The 24,291-nt window shown below is 43.4% G+C and carries 15 protein-coding genes; 2 read left to right on the top strand and 13 right to left on the bottom strand.

The annotated features are described in order from the left end of the window. Nucleotides 1-30: 30 nt before the first annotated feature. Entirely contained in the window at nt 31-1,395 is a 1,365-nt protein-coding gene (gene yegD / locus L1070_RS10445) for a molecular chaperone (protein ID WP_237125500.1), read from the top strand. 39 nt (nt 1,396-1,434) lie between these two features. On the opposite strand, the gene L1070_RS10450 is transcribed toward yegD, so the two are convergent. The 4 genes from L1070_RS10450 to L1070_RS10465 all read right to left on the bottom strand — a co-directional run bounded on the left by L1070_RS10450 (nt 1,435) and on the right by L1070_RS10465 (nt 5,970). Continuing rightward, nucleotides 1,435-1,893, bottom strand: coding sequence for a methylglyoxal synthase (locus tag L1070_RS10450; RefSeq protein WP_237125501.1), 459 nt, complete (start codon nt 1,891-1,893; stop codon nt 1,435-1,437). A gap of 8 nt (nt 1,894-1,901) precedes the next feature. Beyond that, the gene (locus tag L1070_RS10455) at nt 1,902-2,531 is read right to left on the bottom strand and encodes a LysE family translocator (protein ID WP_237125538.1); all 630 of its coding nucleotides are present in this window, start codon (nt 2,529-2,531) and stop codon (nt 1,902-1,904) included. Between the two features lie 123 nt (nt 2,532-2,654). Continuing rightward, entirely contained in the window at nt 2,655-4,487 is a 1,833-nt protein-coding gene (locus L1070_RS10460; RefSeq protein WP_237125502.1) for a S8 family serine peptidase, read from the bottom strand. 295 nt (nt 4,488-4,782) lie between these two features. Next, entirely contained in the window at nt 4,783-5,970 is a 1,188-nt protein-coding gene (locus L1070_RS10465) for a multidrug effflux MFS transporter (protein ID WP_237125503.1), read from the bottom strand. A gap of 157 nt (nt 5,971-6,127) precedes the next feature. Here L1070_RS10465 and L1070_RS10470 point away from each other — a divergent pair, with 157 nt between their 5' ends. Beyond that, on the top strand, nt 6,128-6,598 hold the full coding sequence (locus tag L1070_RS10470) for a hotdog fold domain-containing protein (RefSeq protein WP_170829115.1): 471 nt from the start codon (nt 6,128-6,130) through the stop codon (nt 6,596-6,598). Here the strand turns inward: L1070_RS10470 and L1070_RS10475 are convergent. From L1070_RS10475 to L1070_RS10515, 9 genes are all read right to left on the bottom strand, one after another. Beyond that, entirely contained in the window at nt 6,585-6,998 is a 414-nt protein-coding gene (locus L1070_RS10475) for a polymer-forming cytoskeletal protein (protein WP_237125504.1), read from the bottom strand. The genes L1070_RS10470 and L1070_RS10475 overlap by 14 nt on opposite strands. Next, nucleotides 6,988-8,166, bottom strand: coding sequence for a M23 family metallopeptidase (locus L1070_RS10480; RefSeq protein WP_237125505.1), 1,179 nt, complete (start codon nt 8,164-8,166; stop codon nt 6,988-6,990). Before L1070_RS10480 ends, L1070_RS10475 begins: the two co-directional genes overlap by 11 nt. A gap of 123 nt (nt 8,167-8,289) precedes the next feature. Next, entirely contained in the window at nt 8,290-9,603 is a 1,314-nt protein-coding gene (gene fahA, locus L1070_RS10485; RefSeq protein ID WP_237125506.1) for a fumarylacetoacetase, read from the bottom strand. Nucleotides 9,604-9,703: 100 nt separating this feature from the next. Continuing rightward, a complete protein-coding gene (gene hppD / locus L1070_RS10490) occupies nt 9,704-10,750 on the bottom strand; it encodes a 4-hydroxyphenylpyruvate dioxygenase (RefSeq protein ID WP_070984003.1) in 1,047 nt (348 codons plus the stop codon). A gap of 455 nt (nt 10,751-11,205) precedes the next feature. After that, on the bottom strand, nt 11,206-12,639 hold the full coding sequence (locus tag L1070_RS10495; RefSeq protein ID WP_070984004.1) for a peptide MFS transporter: 1,434 nt from the start codon (nt 12,637-12,639) through the stop codon (nt 11,206-11,208). Between the two features lie 369 nt (nt 12,640-13,008). Beyond that, nucleotides 13,009-17,073: a poly-gamma-glutamate synthase PgsB gene (locus L1070_RS10500; RefSeq protein WP_237125507.1), complete on the bottom strand. Its 4,065-nt coding sequence runs from the start codon at nt 17,071-17,073 to the stop codon at nt 13,009-13,011. After that, complete coding sequence (locus tag L1070_RS10505) at nt 17,066-21,325, bottom strand: hypothetical protein (protein ID WP_237125508.1); 4,260 nt, start codon at nt 21,323-21,325, stop codon at nt 17,066-17,068. The genes L1070_RS10500 and L1070_RS10505 overlap by 8 nt, the downstream gene beginning before the upstream one ends. Beyond that, nucleotides 21,304-22,059 carry a 3'-5' exoribonuclease gene (locus L1070_RS10510; protein ID WP_237125509.1) on the bottom strand — a complete coding sequence of 252 codons (756 nt, stop codon included), beginning with the start codon at nt 22,057-22,059 and terminating at the stop codon, nt 21,304-21,306. Before L1070_RS10510 ends, L1070_RS10505 begins: the two co-directional genes overlap by 22 nt. Next, on the bottom strand, nt 22,046-24,259 hold the full coding sequence (locus L1070_RS10515; RefSeq protein ID WP_237125510.1) for a hypothetical protein: 2,214 nt from the start codon (nt 24,257-24,259) through the stop codon (nt 22,046-22,048). The genes L1070_RS10510 and L1070_RS10515 overlap by 14 nt, the downstream gene beginning before the upstream one ends. Between the last annotated feature and the right edge of the window lie 32 nt (nt 24,260-24,291).

A 24,291-nucleotide genomic window follows, 5' to 3' on the forward strand; every position in this document is an offset into this window, starting at 1 on the left:
GCGCGACCTTTTTTCAGTCGTGAGGTAAGTATGATTGTTGGATTTGACTACGGTAGCTCTAATTGTGCCGTAGGTACAATGAATGGGCAAGACGTGAGCATGCTGGAACTGGAAGCTGGACGTGCGTATCTTCCTTCAACACTGTATGCGCAGCACAATTCTTTGGTCGTCGATTTTGTTGCAAATCAACTTGCTAATACGCCTGATGCCAAAGCCTTTCGCCAAGCTCGTGTGGGGATGTTGAACAGCATTCAAGCCGTACGCAAAGATTTAGACTTGCAAAGCGGTGAAACGGGCATTCAAATAGGCAGTGCTGCAATTGACGAATATATAGACTTTCCAGAAGAAGGGTATTTTGTTAAATCACCCAAATCATTCTTTGGTGCCATAGGGCTTAAGCCACAGCAAATAGCCTTCTTTGAAGATATTGCCACAGCTATGATTATGCAGATTAAGCAACGTGCCGAGCGTCAGCTTGGTAAGGCTATAACGCATACTGTGATAGGTCGTCCGGTAAACTTTCAGGCCATAGGTGGTGAGCAAAGTAACCAGCAGGCAATCGATATTTTAACTACGGCAGCCAAACGAGCAGGATTTAAAGAGGTCGAATTTCTGTTTGAACCGTTAGCCGCTGGAATAGATTATGAGTCAAGGCTGATGCAAGACCAAAAGGTGTTGGTTGTAGATATTGGTGGTGGTACAAGTGATTGCTCTTTTGTGCAAATGGGGCCAAGCTATCGAGAGCGCACTGACCGAGAACAAGACTTTCTGTCACACACAGGTAAACGACTGGGCGGGAATGACTTGGATATAGCGATGGCCTATCATAATTTTATGCCGTTATGTGGGTTGGGTTCGACATTAAAGTCAGGTTTACCTATGCCAAATCAATTGTATTGGCAAGCTTGTAAGATAAACGATCTTCATTTGCAAACGGAGTTTTATGGGCAGTCAAATAAGCGTGAACTTCACGCGATGCTTAGGGATGTAAATGAACCCGAAAAACTCGTACGTTTACTTAAAATTCAACACAATAAGCTAGGCCATCAAGTTGTACGTCAAGGAGAGCTATGTAAAATAGCACTGTCCAGTGATAATGATTATTTAGCACAACTAAACTTTGTGGAGTCTGGTTTGAATACGGTGGTGACTCAGGCACAGTTACAAGATGCTGTATCGGATAGCTTGAAACAGATCTGTACTTTAGCTAAGGATGCCATCAGCAGCGCGCAAACTCAACCGGATGTAATTTATCTGACTGGAGGCAGTGCACAATCACCGTTACTCAAATCAGCCCTACAGCAATCGCTAGGTGACATACCGATGCTAAATGGCGACAACTTTGGTAGTGTTACCGCCGGGCTAACTAAATGGGCGAGCAAAATCTTCAGTTAAGTTCATTGTGAGTATCGTTGCGTGCACGATACTCACAGCTCAATCTAGACGAGTCGCAAGATATCCTTGGTAATCAGGCAGATCACGGGTGATCTCATCACTGATGCTTGGTGAACCGATCAGTAAATCTGCGGTTACTTCGTTACAGGCTACTGGAATATTCCACACTGCTGCGAGTCGCAACAGCGCTTTCACATCAGGGTCATGAGGCTGAGAAGCGAGTGGGTCCCAGAAAAACACCAACATATGAATTTGATGTTCGGCTATTTTTGCGCCAATCTGTTGGTCGCCCCCCATGGGACCGCTAAGTAGTTTCTCTACGCTGAGCCCAGTTGCTTTTTCAATTACATGCCCCGTGGTGCCTGTTGCAAAAAGGTGATGGGTTTGCAACACGCTTTTGTGGGTGAGGCACCATGCTTTGAGGGCGGCCTTTTTGCCATCATGGGCAACCAGAGCGATGTTCTTCTTACTTGGTAAAGTTTGTATCTTAGTTTGCATGTTTGTTCTCATATTATCAGGTTGACGGCCAAAGCGATGAAAATTATTCCCGATGTTCTATCTATCCAAATGGGGGCACTAGGGTGGCGACGAAAATACCCAGCTATTTTATCGCCGCCATAAATATACGCACAGTCTATAGGAAAGGCCAAAATAGGGTACAGAAGTCCAAAGATCGCCAGTTGCAATGTTGGTGGCGACAGGCTTGGGTCAACGAACTGTGGAATAAAAGCGATGAAGAACAAAGCCACTTTGGGGTTAAGTACTTCGGTCATCATAGCTTGTAAAAACACATTACCTAGTTTTTTGGTGCTGACATGAGGCTTATCCTCACAGTCTATGCTCGCTTTTAAGGTCTCTCTAATTGTTGTAATACCAAGAAATGCTAAATAGGCTGCCCCTAAATATAACACCGCGTTATAGGCGGTCTCAGACGCCTTTAGAATTGCAGATAGGCCAACAACTGCAAAAATGGTATGAATAACGCCACCTACAGCAAAACCTAGCGCACTTTTCATACCCGCCACACGTCCATGGGTAAAGGTCTGCGCCATTAAAAATGCATTTGAGGGGCCGGGGGCGACGGCAATGATGGTACTGGCAATGACAAATGAAACGAGGGATTCAGGATTGAGCATCGTAAATTGAGCAAAGTTCAACAATGCTAATTAGTCTAAGCGGTTTTGTGTAGAAAAGATACGATTAGTAGAGTGGACGGTAAAAAGCGGACCTAGAGGTCCGCTTATAATTTGGTTGGATGCTTAGAATGCAACTGTTTGTGTGTCAGAGCATACTGTCGTGCTGCCTTGCTCACATACTTGATAAATGAAGCTGCCGCTGTTTTTACCAATGTTGTCTGCAAAGCTATTATCGTTGCTAGTTGTTACAATCATGCTACCGTTACGATAAATATCTACTTGGCTTGTGCTCGCACCTTGCCAGCTTAGGTCTGCATAGTTGTTACCTTTTTGCTTGTAACCAGAAACTGATAGGCTGATGCTACCATCACCCGGGTTACCGCCATTGTCACCGCCACCAGCACAACCATTTGCTGTTAGGTAAGCATCTGCGTCAGCCGCTTTAACGATACCGTAACCGAAGTATACGTCTTTACCTGCCGCACCCGCATCAGCAGCAGTTGCTTTAAGTGCTGCACGAATTTCTTGGCCAGTACATTCTGGGTGGTTTGACCATACTAGCGCCGCTACACCAGAAACCGCTGGCGTTGCCATAGAAGTACCGCTCATGAAGCCGTAATCGCTTGTGCCGATATCAACAGTAGCAGTGCTGCCAGCCATAAGTGTTGCACGGTCTTCAAGTGCAGCACCTACCGCAGGGATACTTGTAGAGTTAGTGTCACCTAGCGTGCCGTATAACATGCCAGCTTCGTTATTCACGATGATTGCACCGATACCGCCTGAAGCTTCACAGTTTGCAACCTTGTCGTGGAAAGAGATGTTACCACGGTCGATTAGACAAACTTTACCAGCAGCACCAGCATCAGTCGCTTCAGCCGTACCCATGAAGAATAGGCTACCAGTGACTGTGCCAGAGTTTTCCATTGCAGAGCTTGCAACAACGTTACCGTCAACATCTAAGCTAGCAGAAGTTGCCATGCCCGCTGGGTAAGTTGAAAGTGTATCAACACCACCTGCTGTTACTTCAACACAGATTGTTTCATCTTCAGATGCATTTTTACCGCGGCCGCTTAAGCAGCTAGGGAACTGTGAGAAATCAGCAATTTCGTTATTCGCATCGTTTGCACCGATCATCATTACTGAAGGGTAACCTGCTGGGTATGAACGTACGTCGTTACCATCGTTACCAGCTGCTGCGATTACTAGGCCACCTGCATCGTTGAAGCTAGCAAATGCGTTTGATTCAGTGCTGTTTGAACCACCACCACCAAGACTCATGCTGATGATGTTTGCGCCAGCTTGTGAACAAAGGTTCGCAGCGTGTGCTAGATCAGAAGAATATCCCCAACCTTCCGCGTTGAATACTTTGATGATGTGCATATCTACGCCTGGAGCCATACCAACAACACCAATGTTGTTGTCAGCAGCACCGATAGTACCTGCTACGTGAGTACCGTGAGGACCACCATGATCATACCAGTTACCAGTACCTGAGTCGTTGTCACCTGTGATGTTGCCCCAGATAAAGTCAGGGTTTGAGCTATCAAGACCAGAATCGATAACACATACTTTCATGCCCGCATTTGCGTTGAAAGTAACTTGATTTGCTTGAGACTGATAAACAGCATACGGTGTAAGCTGTTGAGTCATGGCATCACCAGCATCATCGTTATAGATAGCCATTGGCATACGTTTGAAGTCTTGCTCAACCAATTTTACGTGTGGGTTATTTAATAAACCTTTAACTTGAGATAGGTCTTTGCCAGAAAAAGTTGCAGCGATGAATCCGTCACCATCCACGTGAAGTTGTGCACCTAACTGCTTAGCTAGCGCCTTTACAACGCCTTTATTATTATTATCAACTTGAATGATGTAACGGTCGTCCGATGCTTGTGCGCTTGCAGCTGCACACATACCCGCAAACATTAATGCTGAAGTGAACTTGTTTAGTTTCATTATTATTATCTCTAGTTCGTTAAAATGAGTGAATCGCTTGTTAAACGAGGGTGTTAATTAGTCAAATATTGTTAAACAAATAACAATTGATTAACGGGTAAACAGAGTAGATCGAAACGGCCCATGGCGTAAAGAATATTTTATTGCTTTTTTTATAAAAATTTAGAGTATTAAATTATTTGTATATACTATTTTAGTCTTAGTGGAAGTCTAGCAGGTTACATGGTTTACCGTAGTAGGTACATGATTTACAAAGGAAATGATAATTATACTTATTTATGGTGTAAAGTGCGGACTATACCGCACTGTGTAAAAATTGTTTATTTTTACCTAATAATGCCAGTAAAAATGGGAAGGTTATAAGTAAATGTAGTGCCAATTGATGTGGTGCTGTTAGGTGCAATTGTTGCGTGAGTAGAGCTAATACACCAGCGCCACTCATTTGCATAACGCCAATTAGCGCTGAAGCAGTGCCCGCTTGTTTAGCAAAACCCGATAAAGCTTTTCCTGCTGCAGAGCCGAGCGAAAAAGCAAAGCCTATTGAAGCAATATACATTGGCAGCATAAAAGCAGCTGGATGCGCGTATTGGCTTGCCCACAACATAGTAACGCCACCTAGCGTGAAAAGCGTTAGGCCAACAATCAGTGCTAAGCGGCTGTGACGCTTTATAAGAATAGGGGCACAAAAGCTGGCGATGATGCTCAGTACAGCATTGCCAGTAAACCAACTGGTAAAGTCTGCTACTGAGCCATTTAGATGGTTCATTACCCAGCCCGGCGCTGTGGTGACAAAAACTAGCATGGCGGCCATACCAAACAGGGTTATCGAGGCATTAAACATGAATTCAGAGCTTGTCACCATAGGTTTAAAGCGACGTAAGTCTAAGATATGGCCTTGATAAATACTGTCGGCAGGTTTGGTTTCTCGATAAAGATAGAGCATCAGTAACAAACCAAGCGCCGCGAATCCAGCGAGGAAAACAAAGTTACTGCGCCAGCCAAACTCTAGGGTCAGCCATGCCCCCAGTAACGGCGCAAGCGCTGGAATAAAGCAAACAATCCCATTGAGGTAGGTAATCATTTGACCACTGCCTTTGTGGCCAAAACTGTCTCTTACAATGGCGAAGGCGGCAACGAACGTAGCGCAGGCTCCAAACCCCTGCATGGCACGGGCAACCATCATCCATAGCCAGCTATCTACCAGCGACGCCAGTATTGCCCCAATAGTGAAGAGCACAATACCCGCGTTAGCAATGGGCTTTCTTCCGTATTTGTCTGCAAGTGGCCCAGCGACTAACTGACCCAGTCCAACAGTCAGCATATACACGCTGATAGTTTGCTGAATTTTTGATTCGGTTACGTTTAGACCTTGCTGCATAGCTTGAAATGCGGGCAAGTACAAATCAATACCCAATGGGCAAAAGATGACCAGTAAAGCGAGAATAAATACTAAAGATTTGCTGATAGCTTGAGATTGCGGCATGACGACTCCTTTTGGCCGCTATTCTAGTGTGCTCTAACAAAAAGAACAGGACAAAGCGCCGGATCCGCAAAATAAAAGTATAAATGCACGAAGTAGCATATTTTCTCAACAGGTCGGATGTGTTAATTTGATATTATTAATTCGTATTACAGAGGGATTGACCGTGTCGGCACCATTACTCAAAATCTATAAAAGAATGCAGTGGTTACCATTTGGCCAGTGGTTTTTTAGCAAAGCTGTTTGTAGAAAAGCACCTTATTTTGGCTCGATTAAACCACGGATAACTAAGTTGGAACCGGGTGAGTGTTGTGCCACCATACCCAAGCGTAAAGCTGTTTTTAATCATATTGGTACTATTCATGCGATTGCGCAGTGTAATCTGGCAGAATTATGTGCTGGTGTGATGGTTGATGCCACCGTGCCTCACAAAACACACCGCTGGATCCCAAAAGGTATGACTGTGCAGTATCTAAAAAAGGCGGAAACAGATTTAACTGCGCAAGCAAAAATTGCTTTGCCACGTCAGTGGCAAGATAAGGAAGATTTGATAGTACCCGTAGAAATCTTTGACGCCCAGGGCACTAAAGTTTTTCATGCTGATATCAACATGTATATTACTGAGCGTTAGTTGTTTTATCTTTGCTTGAGGCTTTGTCTTTAAATGAAGTGATATTGGTCACTTCTGTTTTGTGAGTGAGTTTGCCTTCGATTAAAGCGCCGGCCTCTATGCTTAATGTGTCATGCATGATATCACCATGTACCTTGGCTGTTTTTTCGAGCATGACTTTATCTGCATCAATACCGCCATTAACGGTGCCTTTGATTCTTACAATGTGTGCTTTTACACTGCCTTCAATAACGCCGTGCAAGCCAATGACCAGCGTGTTGATTGCTAAATCACCAATCACTTTACCATCGACTTGTAATTCACCTTCGCACTTTATCTGGCCCTCAACGACAGTATTGGGAGAGATAATAGCGGGTAAACCTGAGGGCGCTTTGTCGCTGCCTATTAAACTACTGAACACGATTGATTACCTTCGTTAACTTAATGGGGTTGATATGTTTGCCATTTTGTAATACTTCATAATGTAAGTGAGTACTAGTGCTGCGTCCAGTACTTCCCATCAAAGCAATGACTTCAGATTTACTGATCTGTTGTCCTTTTTTTACTTTGATAGTGTGTAAATGGCCAAAACGAGACACCAATCCATGTTCATGCTGTATTTCAATAAACTTACCATAGCCGCCATTTTTTCCGGCTCGTAACACGACACCAGAAGCTGGGGCCACAATCTCAGTTTTGTGCCAGCCTGCTAAATCAACCCCTTTATGGTAAGCGCGCTTACCAGTGATAGGGTCTTTACGAAAGCCAAACTGACTGGAGATATAGTAGTTATCTTTAGCCACAGGCATTGAGTCCGGTAACGTGTTCAACACTTGTTCAAGGTTATTTAACACCACTAGGTTATCAATCGTGCTGAGGTATTCATCTGGGAGTTGCTCTAGTTCGAGCTGGTGATATGGGCCACCTTGTGCAAGCGCTGAACTTTCATGTTGAGGGGCAATACCCACTTCAGCTAACCCTGATGCTAACTTGGTCACGCGGGTCTGAATATTTTGCGATAGAGCTGAAAGTAAGTCTTGCTGATTTACAACGAGCAGTTGTGCTTGAGTATTAAAATCTTCCTCTGGCGGTTCCTCTTGCTGTTCACCGACACTCACTTCATTTTGCTCAGCGCTGCTCTCGGGGAGTGAAGCGTCAGAGCTGATGCTATTTTCCGCATTGGTATCATCATTACTAATATTAGTGTCGACAGTATCGACCTCATCGCTGGCTTCATGTAAAGAGCTAGGTAAAGCATCGACCAAGCTTTGTAGCATAAGCTGCTTTTCTGAGAGCTCATTAAGCGTTTGCTGCTGTTGTGCAAGTTGCGCTTGCATTTGCTGCTTCTCGTTTAGAAACCGCTGTTGGTCTGCTTCTGTTTGTGCTTGCAAAGAAGAAATGGTGCTTTGCTGATGTTTAACTGACTTTGCATTTATCACAGACCAAGCGATAGCGCCTACCACAAGTGCAATAAGCAACGGTTGTAGCCAGCTAGCCAAGGTAAGCATATAAATCTCGCCATTTTGGCGTATTAGGATCTGCTTTGAGCGGAATAACGTCTTATAAATGCGACTGATTAATTTCAACATAGATAAAAAATATTTTAGACAACGCTTAACCATAACAAGATTGAAGCAAAAATCCAGCAAATTTATATAATAAAAAGGTGCACTTACGCACACCTTTGATTTATATCTGCTTTTAATTTGGGATTATTTAGCAGGAAGAACAGTGCCTTCAACAGAGCCAAAGCCTATGCGATTGAAGCCATCAGCTTCACACCAACCACGCATAATGACCTTGTCACCATCTTCTAGGAATTTACGCTCTTCGCCGTTTGTTAAAGTGATACTTTCTTTACCACCACGAGAGAGCTCTAGTAATGAACCCGCTTCTTCATGCTCTGGGCCTGATTGTGTACCAGAACCTAACATATCACCTGGTAAGAAGTTACAGCCGTTTACGGTGTGGTGAGTTACCATTTGTGCAACGGTCCAGTAGCTGTGTTTGAAGCTAGACTCAGAAAGCTTTGCAGCAGGTTGCTTTGCTTCACGCATTTTGGCTGTTTCAAGCAACACATCCATTTGAATGTCGAAAGCACCTGCTTCACGGTTGTGTGTTGACTCAAGGTAAGCCATAGGTTGCGGGTCTTGCTCATCACGGTGCCATTGTGTACGGTAAGGCGCAAGTGCCTCAGTTGTAACAATCCAAGGAGATACGGTTGAAGCGAAGTTTTTCGCAAGGAATGGACCTAGAGGTTGATATTCCCAAGCTTGCAAATCACGTGCTGACCAGTCGTTGAATAAACAGAAACCAAATACGTGGTTTTCTGCACTTTCAATCGCGATTTGTTCACCCAGTTCATTACCTTTACCAAGATAAATACCAAGCTCTAACTCATAGTCTAGACGCTTACATGGACCGAATGAAGGTGCATCGGCATCTGGCGCTTTAGTTTGGCCTTTAGGACGATGGAACGCTTGTCCAGATACATCGATAGATGATGAGCGACCATGGTAGCCAATTGGCACCCACTTATAGTTAGGTAGCAAAGGATTATCCGGACGGAACAATTTACCAACCGCTGTTGCGTGGTAGATTGATGTGTAGAAGTCAGTGTAGTCGCCAATATGACATGGCATTGAATACTCAACATCAGCTTGTGATACTAGCGCATTTTCCAGTGCTGCTTGATGTTCAGAGCCTTCACGTAGCGCGCAAGACAATGCTAGACGTAGCGCTGACCAGTAATTTTGGCCAAGGCCCATAAATTCATTTAATGCCTGTGCGTTGGCGGCTTCAACAGCTACCTGTGCATCACCTGAAAAAATGCTAGCTTGTGCAACTACCGCAAGGTCTAGAACTTGATCACCAATGGCAACACCACCGCGAAATTCTTCGTTAGTGCCTTTACGACGAAATACCGCAAACGGTAAATTTTGAATTGGGAAATCAGTACCAGCTTGGTTTGCACTCGCAACCCAACTTTTCAGATTAATATCATGGGTTTCGTTAATAAAAGACATTGCCTTTCCTTTTTATTTTTGGTTAACGCTATTTTGCCTTAACTAAAATGGAAAAAGCAGCTTTAAAAAGCTGCTTGTGAAAATAATAACTCTAAATAGCTTAGATCACGCCGCGACGTTCTTGATCTCGCTCGATAGATTCAAATAGTGCTTGGAAGTTACCTTCACCGAAGCCGCCATCGTCAACACGTTGGATCATCTCAATGAAGATAGGGCCAAATAGGTTTTTAGAGAAAATCTGTAGTAGGTAACAGTTCTCGCTTTGGCTATCTACCAAGATCTGGTGCTGTCTAATTTTTTCGCGGTCTTCTTTAACCCAAGGTACACGATCAAAGATAGTTTCATAATACTCAGGGATGATATCCAGTGTTGCAATGGTAGACTGATCAAGTTGGTCAAGAGATGACACCAAGTCATTTGTTAAGAATGCTAAGTGTTGTACACCAGGACCATTGTACTCATCCAAATACTCATCGATCTGGTTGTTGTTATCATCTTTACCTTCGTTGATTGGAATCGAGAAGGTGCCACAAGGTGACTTAAGGGCATAAGATAGTAGTGCTGTTTTTTGACCTTTGATGTCAAAGTAACGTACTTCTTCAAAGCCAAATACGTCTTTGTAGAAGTTAGCCCAAGTTTCCATTGTGCCCTTGTAAACATTGTTGGTTAAGTGGTCAATGCGCAAGAAGCCTTTGTCTTTAACAATGTTTTGCTCTTCAAGATCAACAAAGTCATTCTCGTAGATTGAACCTTTATCACCAAACACGTCGATGAAGTAAATAAGGCTGTCACCGATGCCGTAAATTGCAGGGTAAGGCAAATCTTTGTTCGCAGACTCTGTCGCTGGCTTTGCTCCACGCTCAACAGCAACATCAAATGCTTTTTTAGCGTCTTCTACACGCCAGCCCATAGAACAAATAGCTGGGCCATGGCTTTTAGCAAATGCTGCTGAGAAACCTTCGCGCTCGTTATTTAGTAAAAAGTGAATGTCGTTCTGGTTGTAATAAACGATGTCTTTATCTTTAAACTTTTTAAGTTTTGAGAAACCAAAATCGGTGAACACTTTATCCATGTAGTCCGCATCTGGTGTTGCGTACTCAGTAAATTCGATACCAACTAAACCTAGTGGATTTTTTACTTCACTCATTGTCATACTCCCGCAATTAAGCAAATTGGGTTGCTTGTTAGATTATGTTCTTCAGTAGGTGGATGATTAATCAAAAATGGATAAAGAGGAAGATCAGGCCTCTATTTAGCTGACAGCCGATTTGTAAATTAAGTTGCACAAACCTTAATGCATTATGGGGATGTGCTGACACTTAGGTGAGAACTCAAAGGTTTTACTCTGAAACGGTGATTAAAGTGTTTTGAAATTCTTCAAGGAAGATTTCTGAAAATCCCTAAACTTATAATTATAAAGTGTTTTTTTGTTTGTTGTTCAAACAAGCGTTTCCAGCCCTTTATCTTCAGTATGGCATTAGAAAGCAGCAGAATAATACATAGACTGTAAGCTTTTCTATACACCAATGTGATTTATGCGTCTTGGATACAAAAAAACCGCGTGCTTTTAACACGCGGTTTTTCATCGTTTACTCTGGATAACTACTGTTTAACAGCAGCAACTTCCAGTTCTTCTGCAAGAATATGCTCTTGGGTGTGAGGCTCATGTTGTCCTTCAGCACCATGCATCCAATCTACTAGGCGATCACTGAGTAAGTACATGGCAGCTGCTGAAAGTAGTGCAGTTGCGCCTAAACCGATAAAGATACTCATTGCGTTGTTCACTGCTTCATGGCCTTCACCAATGAATGAACCAACAAGGCCTGCGATCTTGTTTGCAATCGCTGTACATAGGAACCAAATACCCATTAGTAATGAAGCAAGGCGCAGTGGTGCAAGTTTACTCACCATTGACAGGCCAATTGGTGACAAGCATAGCTCACCTAGAGTATGGAATAGATAAAATAGTACAAGCCACATCATGCTAATTTGCATGGTGCCTTCTCCTGAACCTTCAGTAACCAATGCAAGCATCATCGTTAAGAAGCCAAGTGCTAAGAACACTAAAGCGATGGCAAACTTAATTGGAGAGTTTGGCTCGCGCTTATCTAGCTTTAGCCATATCATCGCAACCAGCGGTGCAAAGATAATGATGAAAAGAGAGTTTAGAGATTGAAACCAAGAAGCAGGCACTTCAAAACCCATTAGCATACGGTCAGTGTAGTCGTTGGCGAAGATATTCATTAGACCACCAGCTTGCTCGAAGCCCATCCAGAAGATGATACTGAATACACTCATCGTGAAAATAACCTTGATGCGGTCTTTTTCAACTTTAGTTAGCGGCTCTTTTTTACCTGTACTTGATTGGGCAGCTGATAGCTTAGCCGCAGGCACCACACCGATGTCGCCAAGATATTTTTTACTTAACACTAATTGCATTATCACTGAGATAACCATACCAATACCGGCTGCAATAAAGCCCGCTTGCCAGTTAATCAATGCTGCTACACCACCTGCTGCAAGTGGGCCAAGTGCACCACCTAAGTTGATACCCATATAGAAGATAGTAAATGCGCCATCACGACGTTTGTCGCCTTCTTTGTACAAGTCACCTACCATGGTAGAGATGTTAGGCTTGAATAAACCATTACCCAAACACAGTAATGTTAGGCCTAGATAGAAAACATTTTCTTCCATGCCAGCTACAACCGCATGAGGTACACCCATAATGAAGTGACCAGCAGCCATTAAAATACCACCAATAATAATAGCTTTACGCTGACCTAAGACGTTATCCGCTAACCAACCACCGAATAGTGGAGTCAGATAAACCGCCATAGTGAATGTACCGTAAAGGCTCAGCGCGTCAGCATTAGACCAGCCAAATCCGCCGTCTTGGGTCATAGCTACAAGGTATAATACTAAGATGGCGCGCATCCCATAGTAGCCGAAGCGTTCCCACATCTCTGTGCCGAACAACAGGAACAAGCCTTTAGGATGGCCTAGAAACTCTCCTGAATTAGGTAATGAACTCATATGTGCTTCCTAATTAAATCAAATGTGTTGTGAGGCCTTATAATAATCATTACGTGCAAATAGTTATGTAATTTGAACGGGTGGCCAATTAAGTAAATATGCATGATTCAGCGCCTGCTCAGCGATTATCTATGCACTTAAAGCGCGTCAGTATACCCACATGAAATGGAATGGGGAAGTGGTTAAAGCTCAACGGAAAGTAATTATGTTGCAAAAAGGTTTATAGATATATTTTATAAAGTATGCAAACAAGGGGGTATGTTAGACCTTATGACAGCTAAAATTCCTGTGGATTTGGCACGGGCGCTGAAGAGCAAGGCACCGTTTTATGATGCTAACTTCATTGCGTGCTAGGCACGAAATTATTTGTTATTTAAGCTTTTTTCGCGCCATAAGCCAGCCTGGCTTTTGGCTTTGGCTAAGGTGAGTCAGCTCCATAGTAGCCCGTGCTAGTGTGATACGCGCTGTGGCAATGTCTTTATATATCTGTTGAGCTTGTTTTTTGCGTTGTACAGCGGCGCCAGCTTCTAAAAAAGACTCAATAAGTTGGAAAAAAAATTGCTTAACGGGTGATGTTGATTGAGCTGGTGAATCCGATGACGGGGCTGCGTGGGTATGAGATTTTACTTTCGTAAGCAAACTTTGTAGTTCCGCTTGGCTTAGTTCACTTTGCGCTTGTGGTGCCTTTAATAGGTGGGTGATAGTTTGTTCTAGCGTAGCTGTTTCGAGGGTATTAAAACTCACTTGATGACTGAGCTCACTCAAATACTTTTTAAAGTCATTGGCATTGCATGTTTCTTGACGGAGATTATCACAGCGTTGCTTGGTTTTTTGCCATTGCTGCCAGCTTTGCACATAGCGCAGCCCTATGCCTTTAACATTTTGCATCCCAACAATGAGCTGATGTTGATTGCTACTGCCAAGTTGGGCGATTGTTTGGGTTAAATTATCACTGCTAATTTGTGCATCTTCAATCAATATCAGTTTAGCATTTAGAAGAGCAAGGCACATCTCTACGGTTTCATGCTGCAGTGGTGTATCTAATGTAAGCAACGATTGAGCTGTTTGCCACTGTTGAAAGCGCTTGATAAAAAGCCGCCTATGTCTTTCACATAGGCAAGTTCGCTGCTTGAGTGCTTTTTCAAGTGTCAGTTGTGATTCTAGATCTTGATGAGTCAATTCATCTTCTGGGCAGGATAGGTTGAACCGTGCAAGCATGTCATGATCAGTATGAATAAGTTTTAGCTGTTCTAAAAACTGTGTAATGGTCTGCATATCATTGTTGTTAACAGCTTTTTCGATACGTTCAGACACCGCGGCTCGTAAATATGTGGCGAACCCGCCAATATTAGTGCCCACAACAACGATGTAGTCAAAGCAAATATCTTCCGCCATGATGTGGGCAAACACCTTGGAGCGGGCCACTCTATCATCACGGTTATTGATAAGCGCTATGGTCTGAATATGCCTTTGTTGACTCACTTTTTGTAGTTCAAGTCGCTGCCAGTTTTCCAAAGTTGCTAATCGTTCGTTAGCAGACATTCCGTTCACAAAGGATTGTGTTAGGTCTCCTACCTTCGCTGGAGAGAAATGCTGTAACACACCTATATCAGGCACAATATGTTCTGCGGTAGTTTTGAAGACAAAGTCTTTATTGATACCTATATATTGTGCCATTTTGCAAACCAGTGCGATATTGTCAGGGTGTTCATCGTACGGGTAAAGCGCTCTGATCTCTGGTGTTATTTGAAAACCTTCTCCCCAATGTACTTGAATTAATGTGGAGCTTTTATCTTTGGCGGCGCTTTCTAAAATTGGGGCCATGGTTTGCTCACAGGTAAAAATTTGCGTGTTTTCGCCTACAAAAGCCGACATTTCGCGCGCCACATCAATCCCCGTTGGGCCCAGAATATCTTCGTGATCGGGGTACGCGTTGGTGATAGTGATAAAGTTATCTTTCATCCAGCGACGTAAAATCCTCACATACCGTGGCGTTAAGCCCATACATTCCCATAGGAACACATCAGCATGGACAGATTTGGCAAATTCAAGTACATCACTTTGTTCCCAAATGGTCGCCTTGTTGAAAGGTCGAAATATGGGGATTTCATATTGCTCGCCTGTGATTTTGCTGTATATCATCATCGCTTCACAGCCTGTTGTTTTGGTGATGCAGCGCAGTGCCAACGCACTGAACAAGGCGGCTTTCAATCGCTCAGTACCAGATTTACCTCGCGTGCCCCAGCCGCCGATACTGACAGCAATAGCATTGCGGTTACGAATAATTTTACGACTCACATACAGATGTCGGCCCCAAAAATAGGCGCTAAAAGTCACTACAAAGAATACCAATTGTGGCAGTGTGTTTTGATATACAGAATAGGCGTACTCTTTAAAACTAGACCAAATTGCTATCAAACTGGGGGCGACACTTAATTTTGAATATAGTTGTTTGATGCCTTCTTCAACAGGAAACTGGCAGTTGAGTACATCTCCATACGCTAAAAATCGACATTTGATCCCCAGCTTTTTAAGCGCATCCAAATAAAGCAATTGCTCTTGCTCATTACCTTTACGCAATACATCAATTTTTTGAAAATGTATAGAGATGTAGCTGTAGGCATACAGTCTGCGCCACAGCGTCGAGGGCTTGGTTACTTCTAGGATCCCGTCTGGCGTGTAACTAAAAACAGGCGTCGCTAAATTATCTTGGCTCAATATTGAGAGTATATAATCGAGCAGCGGTAAATGTGCTCGGGCACTGTGCTCGGCCACATGATATAAAGGTTCGCCAGGAACGTTAGTGTCGCTTATCTGCGCGATACTACAGCTTGGAACATGCAGCTGAGCACTGGGCTTTTTGGCTTTAGTATGACTGAACCCTTGACGTTTGTCGGAACTGGAGTGACGTAGCTCATGCAATACCCGCCAAAATCTTCGAGCGATTTTGTAGCCGCTTGTGATGTGCCAGCGCTTGCGCTTGATTTTGCCGTTAAAGCCCAGCTGCCGCTGAGCTAAAAAACTCAATACTCTGCCAAGTGTGTGTGGCTCGTTGTCACAGGGTAAAATAATGTCGCCAGTTTCGTTAATCTGGTCGCTTATATTGGCAACCAAAGACTGATTATAGAAACTGACGAGTTGCTCTCTTGCTCGTGTGATATGACGTTTTACGGCGATGGGCTGCTGCTGCGATAAAGCCATATTCAAAGTCTCTATGTAGCGCTTAAATATGGCATCAGGGTCACTGCTATCAAGTTGCATATTGAGCATCAGCCGTGCACTTTGCTCTATTGCAATGCGTTTAATCGGTATACTGTATTGTCCGAGTAAGGTTTTTTGCCATAGCTTAAAAGCAAAATCACGCTCGCTATAACTGCTATGAGTAAGCTGTTTGATAAGCGTAAAGCGTACTGCATCAACTGACTCCACATCAAAGCGATTGTTGATGATTGTTATGGCTAGCTCATAGGGCATATTACTGACTTGCTCAAGTAATGCTTGTCGAACTCTGGGGTAGTGATGCTCCGACAGTTGGCTAAGCAGGGCTGTGTCTTTATCCGTCAGCTTTGTTTGTCGAGTTAGAACGCGAGGTAATGCAGCTAAGATAAACAACTGGTCATTATTGGTTTGCTCATCACTTTCAAGCAACATGGCCCACATGTGTACGCGCACAAAAGTTGGCCGTTGATGGATCAGAATTTCTAAGATATCTATGATGGCAGTGTATGGGCTTAGTTTGTCGTCTAATAATTCAACCAGACGGGCGATAAGATCTGCACTGAGTTCGGTATCAATATTGTGTTCTTGAATAAGTGCAACTTGGTTGACTAATGCTCGAATAATACCGTGGCGGATGAAGGGCGTTTGATGGTGCTCTAACAGGTTCAAAAAAAATGGCTGCAAGTCCAGTGTTTGCCAAGTCTGTGCCAATTGTTCCTGATTGATTGAGAGATAACTTTTACTCAAGGTTCCTAAGCGGGCAATCAAAAATTTGATACTTTGTTCAATCTCGGCCACTTGATTTTGATAACGCTCTTTAATCGCTCCTTCGTCAAACCAGCGATTAAAAGCGGCTTTGTCTTCTTTGAGCTGTTGTTTCGTTGCGCCTAGTTTTTCAGCATAATTTAGGATTTGCTTCTGTCGTTCATGCGTTATATCAGTTTTAGACAATCGAGCAACAAACTGCTGATACGTATTCGATAACGATAAAATTTGTGCTTGCTGTTGTTCAATTTTATGCCTGATAAATGAAATGGAATGAAGATGTAACCACGGCTGAATCTCTTCACCATCAGGTTTATTCATCAGCAGGGGCCACTCACACAGCTCATCAATTAAGGTTTGATATTTGTGATGATACAGGTTTATCCAAAATTTTTCGGTGTTCGCGAATAGTAAACCCTGCAATTGTTGTTTTAGCTGTTCTTTATTCATCACTCACCTGCTGCATCAATTGTGTAAACGACAGGGACTTAAATGATTGCTCCGTATAACCAAATGGCCCAAATCCGGTGGATGGCACGTTGCCAAGCGTCACTTGGAGCGCCACGGAGTGTTCATCAAGTCGCCAGTTCTGCTCTAAGTCCAATGCAACTTTTACCGCCAACTTTGGCGTGATGGCGTACCACTTTTGCCAACCTATGCTAGACAAATATTGCCATTGACTCTGCGTTCTGTGTTCATCGCTGAATGCGTAACGAGCAGTCAGTTGTGCGCTCAATATGTGGCCTTGATAGAATTGACTTGCAAAAACATTGAAGCGGATATTATCAAGGCTATGCCAGTCTTTGTTACTACTGAGCTGTGCTCGATAAGATAAGCGCTGGTCAACGCGATTTTGATACCCATGCTGATAACCAAAGCGCCAGCCATACGGATGGTTGTGTTTGTATGATGTTAAAATATCCGGGCTTACGCGATTAGATAGTGCCAGATCGCTACTTTTTGCATCGCTGTAAAAATAGTAGGGCTGCATCCACCATTGCTTGACGTGAGTTTCGTCAATCTGCCACCTTTGGCCAACTGCCAATGTTAGTCGCCCAGACAACAGGTTATTAAACTCTTTTTGCTGCGGTTGCCAGTTTACTTGAAGTTGTGTTTGAGCGTACCAATCACTGTTTTCGGCTAGCCAGTCAGTACGTCCAATTAATTGATAAGTGTTGTAGTAAACATCATCATGCTGTTTGGCAATACTCAACTTATACCAGTTGCTATTGGCTTTATAGCGAAAGTTTACACCCCACTCATGGGATTGATGTTGTTGTAATTGGTCGTCGAAATTACTTTCACCTTGATGTTCAGCCTTGATATAGCCCGTTATATTGACCGCATCTTGAGTGACAACATAATTGCTTTGAATAAACGGTTGTAAAGTAGCTGGTGACATGGCGACTTTTGCCCAAGTGGAACTTGTATCGGCATTAGGAGATACAGGGAGTTTGTGATTGTTGTTTGACATTTGCCAGATAAACGCGCGTAGTAAGCGAGCGTTTTCAACAGCCAGAGTATGTTTTCCTGACGGGTAAAAGCGTTCAACGTGATGGCGTTTGTTGTCGCTTAAATACTCAATCTTCACTAAAGCGTCTTGCGCCAGTTCAATGACCAGTGGTTGTTGTTCATCCGTCAAATAAAAGCGCTGCTTTTGTGTTAAATCTATATTTCGCCAATGCTTTCCTTGCTTTTCCAGTATCTGTACGCTGAGCAGTTGAGACTGATAGGGATTGTGCCAACGAAGTCTTATAACGCCATTCGCTATATCTGATGTTGTGAGCAAGTGTTCAGTCATTGATGCGTCGTGCAAGGTGTAATCATAGTGACGCTCACCTGCTTGAATCGTCACTTTTGCGGTTTGTTGTCCGGCGAGTTCCGCCCCTGAGAAATGTATTCGTACCTTACTATTACTCGGTTCTAACTGGCTAACATCAAGAGATAGAGTATGATAAGGGCGCAGCAATATCCCTGCAAGATGAGTATTTTTAGAGGCATGTCTGGTTAATTGCTCGGCTAAGCTCAGCTGCTCAAGATCATCCAATAAGATAAGCTGAGTGCCTAAAAACGCCTTGTATTGGGTGACGTTTTGCCACTGGCCAAAATGTGCAATGCGTTTAAATAATATCATCTCGTCAGGTGTCAATATAGTAGGATCGACGCGGGCGAACAGCGCGGTGAACTGTGCTTCAGTTAGGTTTTGGTTTGAGAGACGCTTTAAGGAATTCGTCAGCTGGGTCTTAACCCCTATCTGAGCACTGCTTAATAGTTGAGAAAAGGGGAGGTGTTGATAATCGGTGGTGATATGGTTTATACCTTGATTTATCAGTAAGTTGTTGTGTAATGCTGAGATATTAATGTAGCTCATTTCACTGGCTGAAATATCAAGCCGCTCATTTGCTTGCAGTTGCACGTACCCCGTCGCAGCGACAGACATTAAGTGCTCTGAACCATCTAGAGTTCTGGAGGAGATGTCTGAAAAAATAGGCAGCATCATTGCTTTGTCACTGAGGTTTAGATGCAACCAAGCGGTACGTTGTTGCCGTGGATTTTGATGTTGCGTGCGCGCACCTATTTTTAAGATAAGCGGTTGGCGAGCAACGATACGAATGCGCTGGTCTTGCTTTAGTGTATATGCTTGGTATGGTCCTGTTACGCTATGCAAAGGGCTTTGACCATGGTGATAGATTGAAAATAATGGCGCAGCGTTGGTAGACCCTTTGCTTAGATAAAGGTAGTTTAAATCTGCCAGCAAAGTTGAGTTATGATCTAATTTTTCTCGGTAGTCGTGGCTTAACCACAGAGCAAATTGCCTTTTGCTTTGTGTTTCATAAAGTGTAGGTATGAGCGTAGAGCACTGAGTTAGATACTCTGAAAATAATGTACATAGCCCTTGAATTTTATACTCAAGACTTGCAAGTTGATATCTAGCAAGTAGTTGCTTTGCTGCAAATTGCCGCACGGTTGCGCTTTGGTGTTTGATTAACCCTTCTAGGTAGCGCTGAGCCAATAGCCCATAGTTGAGTTTATCCAGCACTCTAATCCTTAACACCCAAGCTTCAAATACGATGTCATCATATGCACTATGCACTAGGCGCTTAAGATTTTTCAGTAAGCTCTGAGGGGAGTTGTGCAGTTGTACTGGAGCTTGCTCGATAATATGTCGTTGCTCACGGTAGCTGAGTGTTAGTGTATCTGGTTGTGTCGCTGAGTAGGGCTGCAAAGAGTCAAGGTAAGCTTGAGTCACTTCTTGCTGGTGTTGTGTGAGCTTAGCATAAAGGGCTGGTGATTTTTTAACGAGTTTACCTGGCTGCATAAAAAGCAGCTCACTATCAATCAATGGCGATAGTTCTTGTATAGCTACGGCTACCTCAAGCATTGTTTGTCCAGCGTCTAAAACCAACTGTTGGGCATGGTGAGCGTGGTTAAGCTCAATCCGATGAAATAGCCCTGTATGGTTGATTGCAATAGTATAACTACGCTTACCAAGTGTAGCGGTTAATTCAGTCTGTTGTTGTGCTCTTACATATAGCGTGATTTGTGTTGTGGCATTGACGCTATGCTGCAAATCAAACGTTAATTGCTTATCTAGCTGATGATGCTCAAGTTCTAAAATACTTTGTATTGGGTATATCGTCTTGTTAGCAAACCGAACGCCTTGTGAAGCTAGATTATGCTCATGTTTGGTTTTGATGCGTACGTCACTTTGTTTTGGTGTCAAGAAATTGCGCATTGTTACCATACCAACAAGTTGTTGATGACGTTTGTGTGCTAAAGGCGTCGCTTTAGCGTAATCAATTTGTGTTAGGGGGCGAACATCTTGTTTGACAATAATGCTATCTAACTGATTGGTTAAGCTATTAATCCAATATGGATTTAATAATGATTCTTGTTGTTTTTGTGCGCTGTCAGTATCTAGAAAAGGCCGGTTTGAGCGTGTTATTTGTACCAGTGCATTGCCGTAGCTTTTTAAGGTGAGGGTGCTTTGCGCGGGGACGTCAATGTAATCGTCATGGCTAATGCTTACTGGATGGCTGAAATACTCATCAGCCACTGCATTGCTTAGAGGCAATACGCTAACAGCTTGCTTATCGATAAAAGCGTAAACTTTACCTGTTTGGTGTGGTGAGTCTGTTAACAGCTGTTTGACGGATAATTTGAGTTTTTGTGGCTGTTGAAAAGTAACTGAGACCTTTTGTTTTGGTTTCAGGTGATAAAATGTTTCATATTGGTGTGCTTGACTAATCGTGAGTATATCCAGCGGTAACGTTAATGTCTGTTTGTAAGGTGAGTGATGGTGTTGATATTGGCCTTCTCTAAGCGCTAATAACATGATATTGCTAGTGACATTTTCAATGCTAATCAGCCGATTATCTGCTGCGGCATTTATTTGACATCGTGTTGGTGTACAACTTAATTCATCCTTATACACTCGCCTTTTGCTACCTAGTGTATAGCTTTGCCAGACGAGCAACCGATTTTCGTCTAAATTCGGTAGTTCGAGCCAATGACCCGCTGGTAGAAATAGTTGACGATCTGTATGTGCTGCTAAAGAGAATGTAGCTGGCCCATCTTGAGCTACGTGCCTATCCCCTTGTTGAATAAGCCAAGCAGGTGAACGATGTAGTTTGTGTGGGGAGGCACACACTGTCAGTGTAAACGCCAGTAACACCAAGGCTATCGAATGGATTGCAGACATAAAATAAACTGCTCCATAAGTTGTGATTCCTTTGTTAGGCGTTGGCGCATAATGGCACTGATCTCAATATGATAGAAAGAGTGCGGTATCAGTGGCAGTTGATGTAGCACGTTTTTTGTTCCCCCAAGTTCAGTGATCTGTTCTGGGTAATAGAAACTATGAGGGCTGAGCGCTGTTAAACAGCGTGCCAGTCGCTGCAATTTTGGAGTGCTTACCGTTCCTTGGCTGACGATAAAGTCTGCTAGTTTTCCCTTGTCGGTTGAACGTTTACTTTGACTAAAGCCATGAAGTTGAAAGACTTTCGCATCTTTAAAATTAGCCTGATAGGCCAGTATCGCATTGTGATGTAAGCTGTTGTGTCTTTTTGATAGATCCATGGATTCTTGGTGTTCATCCTGATGATTTCTATGATGTGAGTTACTAACGAGTAACTGACACATTTGCGCAAATACCGCTTGTCCAATGGGTAGCGTATTTTTATCAAAAAACTGATGTGGTACAGATACAGCGCAAGTACTTCCAGCTGGGCGGTACCATAGATGGTTGCCACCTAGTTCATCAGAGTTAGCAACGAGCGTGTGTAACTTTTCTGTTGCAAGGTAGCGCCAAGGAGGCAAAGGCCCCGGCTTTTTAAACCAAGCTTGCAGCTGAGTTACAGATGGTAAGCTTGACTGTGCAAGAGCCTGGCTACTCGCAAAAATCACCAGGAAATAGAATAAATTATGTATCTTCATCTAACCACCAGTTTAGTCGTTTCGGCTGTTGTGCATATTCGTCAATAATGCTTATCCAGATATCCGTATCAGAATGAATTACCAGCTGTTCAAGTTGTTTAATATCTGCATTTATCGGTACGGTTACATGGGGATAAGGAGTTAATCGGCCAATAGTAGGGTGTAGCATAAAGGCCTGTGTAAAGTCGCTCGGGTGTAACAATAAGCGCTTCCTTGCGATACTGTAGTCGCGTACAGGGTTGTTATGAAAGACGCCCTTTAACTGGTAGTTAAGCGCAATGGCTCGATCGGTTTGTGATGCGACATAAGTTTTAACCACAACACTTTGCGGCAACGCGTTAAAAGATAGTGTGAGCGTTTTGTTGGCCTTGAGTAAAAACAACCGTTGTTTGGCCCAATGTCTGTCGACGCCATGATTTAGATACAGTGTAACTCCTAGTTCGTCGGCGGCCTGTGCTGCATGTGTTGAATTGGCTTTTAGCTCTTGAACATAAGGAGGCGCTGAGCGCTGCACTATCAATGTTTGATCCGCCGTTAAGTTTTTTTGAAGCTGTTTGAAGGTATGCCTGTCGGCAAGCTTTTTGAAATGAAATGTTTGTGGCTCTGACGAGACGCGGTAATACGGCTGTGGCGTATTAATAAGCGCAGTGTTTGATACTGGTAGCTGCGCAATAAGCTCTTTGCTGGAATAAAAAGAGTCTTTCTCTTGGGGAGCTGGTGGCGCTAAAAATAGACGTACCTTGCTTGTTTTACCTTGTGACGTCATCGTGTGGTCGTTGTCAGCTTTTTGTGCGTACCAAGCTGGTATCTCAGTAACGTTCCCAGTACTCACGCTACATGCTGGCTTGCATAGCGTATCTTGATAGTGAAAATGAGCTTGTCTTGTTTGTAGCTTGACGAGCACTTGCTTATTACTATAAACACGCAGGTATGCCGCTTCTTTTGATAAATCTCGTATATACCAAGGTTGAGAGTCGCTGACTTTTGCTCGAGTTGTGTCAGCAAGTATGATGCGGTCAAATTGCGACAGGTTAGGGGTTATGCTGATACTAAATTGGTCGATCACCTTGCCTTTTGAGTTATAGAGTTTAACCACAACTTGACTGGTTTGATTTGCTCTAAAATCAAATTTTAAATCACTATTGGGTACCGTTGAGTACTTCACATCACTGCCTTTATCTATTTGATAGTAAAGACTATGTAAGGGTGTGACAGGTTGCATATTCTGATAATACCATTTTGATACGACTGTGCGATTAGACGACATGTTTATCATGCCTGGTTTTATCAGAGCCAGCTTATAAAGATTGGCTGTTGCAGTATGTTCGGGATGAAGCACCAAAGGTGGTGAAATTTCCTCTAAGTCATACCAAGTCAACCTAAGTTGCGTCGCTTGTTCACTCACAAAGTAAATATCCTGTGAGGTATCGACTTTAAGTGATGCGGATAGCTCGCTATCGGTGTAAAAAGCATCTTGATTAACAGGGTTATTGGGAAAATCGTTGCCTAATATGTTGTAAGGTAGCATTTCATACAGTGTGTCACTATCGAAATCAACACCAGGCACACCTTGTGGTGCGAGTTTGTTCCAGTCATAACGAACCGCGTTGGCAATTTCTTCTTCACTGACTGCATTGGGTCCTAGGGTGTGGTAGTGACTGATCCTTGCTCGCCAACTTAGCGGGTATTTTAACCAAGCGCTCATACTATCCTCAACCTTGACGTTTGTTTTTGCGTGAACTCTCGCCACGACCCCTTTGATGGTTTGGCCCTCACTTCGCAGCGAAAGCGCAATGGCCGTCGCATCACTAAAGCGCGCATTATTAATATAAAAAGATTGGCCGGAAGACACACTTAAACTTTCACGCTGTTCGATGATTTGTTTGGCTTTTTGCTGTTCGTTATCTTGGGTAGCACTCGCTGTGTGGTGATATGTTGCGCGATATATCACTCGTTGTTGTTTATCCAACAGTGCGTAGTCAATCGCGTAATCAACGGATTGTTGGTGGCTTTGAACCTGCCCTAAAATGGCGTTTGACAATATTCTTATTGATTCTGTACGAGTAGGAGAAAAGGTATAAATAAGCGGCTTGTGCTCACTTAACCAGTGTACTTTTGAACGTGTTTCATTACCCTGTGTTGCCATCAAAGGTTTAGCGTTACTCACCCAGTTATAAAAAATGCTAGCGAGCCAGAGCATAGCCCCCAAGACTGTTATGGAGAAGACGATCC

The organism is Pseudoalteromonas sp. MMG022 (assembly GCF_021654245.1).
GTDB lineage: Bacteria > Pseudomonadota > Gammaproteobacteria > Enterobacterales > Alteromonadaceae > Pseudoalteromonas > Pseudoalteromonas amylolytica.

Coding starts and splice junctions, on each gene's coding strand:
- L1070_RS10480 (WP_237125505.1), bottom strand. CDS start 8,166: ATGTTGAAATTAATCAGTCGCATTTATAAGACGTTATTCCGCTCAAAG.
- L1070_RS10500 (WP_237125507.1), bottom strand. CDS start 17,073: ATGAATAAAGAACAGCTAAAACAACAATTGCAGGGTTTACTATTCGCG.
- hppD (WP_070984003.1), bottom strand. CDS start 10,750: ATGAGTGAAGTAAAAAATCCACTAGGTTTAGTTGGTATCGAATTTACT.
- L1070_RS10450 (WP_237125501.1), bottom strand. CDS start 1,893: ATGCAAACTAAGATACAAACTTTACCAAGTAAGAAGAACATCGCTCTG.
- L1070_RS10505 (WP_237125508.1), bottom strand. CDS start 21,325: ATGTCTGCAATCCATTCGATAGCCTTGGTGTTACTGGCGTTTACACTG.
- fahA (WP_237125506.1), bottom strand. CDS start 9,603: ATGTCTTTTATTAACGAAACCCATGATATTAATCTGAAAAGTTGGGTT.
- L1070_RS10515 (WP_237125510.1), bottom strand. CDS start 24,259: ATGCTCTGGCTCGCTAGCATTTTTTATAACTGGGTGAGTAACGCTAAA.
- L1070_RS10465 (WP_237125503.1), bottom strand. CDS start 5,970: ATGCCGCAATCTCAAGCTATCAGCAAATCTTTAGTATTTATTCTCGCT.
- yegD (WP_237125500.1), top strand. CDS start 31: ATGATTGTTGGATTTGACTACGGTAGCTCTAATTGTGCCGTAGGTACA.
- L1070_RS10495 (WP_070984004.1), bottom strand. CDS start 12,639: ATGAGTTCATTACCTAATTCAGGAGAGTTTCTAGGCCATCCTAAAGGC.
- L1070_RS10510 (WP_237125509.1), bottom strand. CDS start 22,059: ATGAAGATACATAATTTATTCTATTTCCTGGTGATTTTTGCGAGTAGC.
- L1070_RS10455 (WP_237125538.1), bottom strand. CDS start 2,531: ATGCTCAATCCTGAATCCCTCGTTTCATTTGTCATTGCCAGTACCATC.
- L1070_RS10460 (WP_237125502.1), bottom strand. CDS start 4,487: ATGAAACTAAACAAGTTCACTTCAGCATTAATGTTTGCGGGTATGTGT.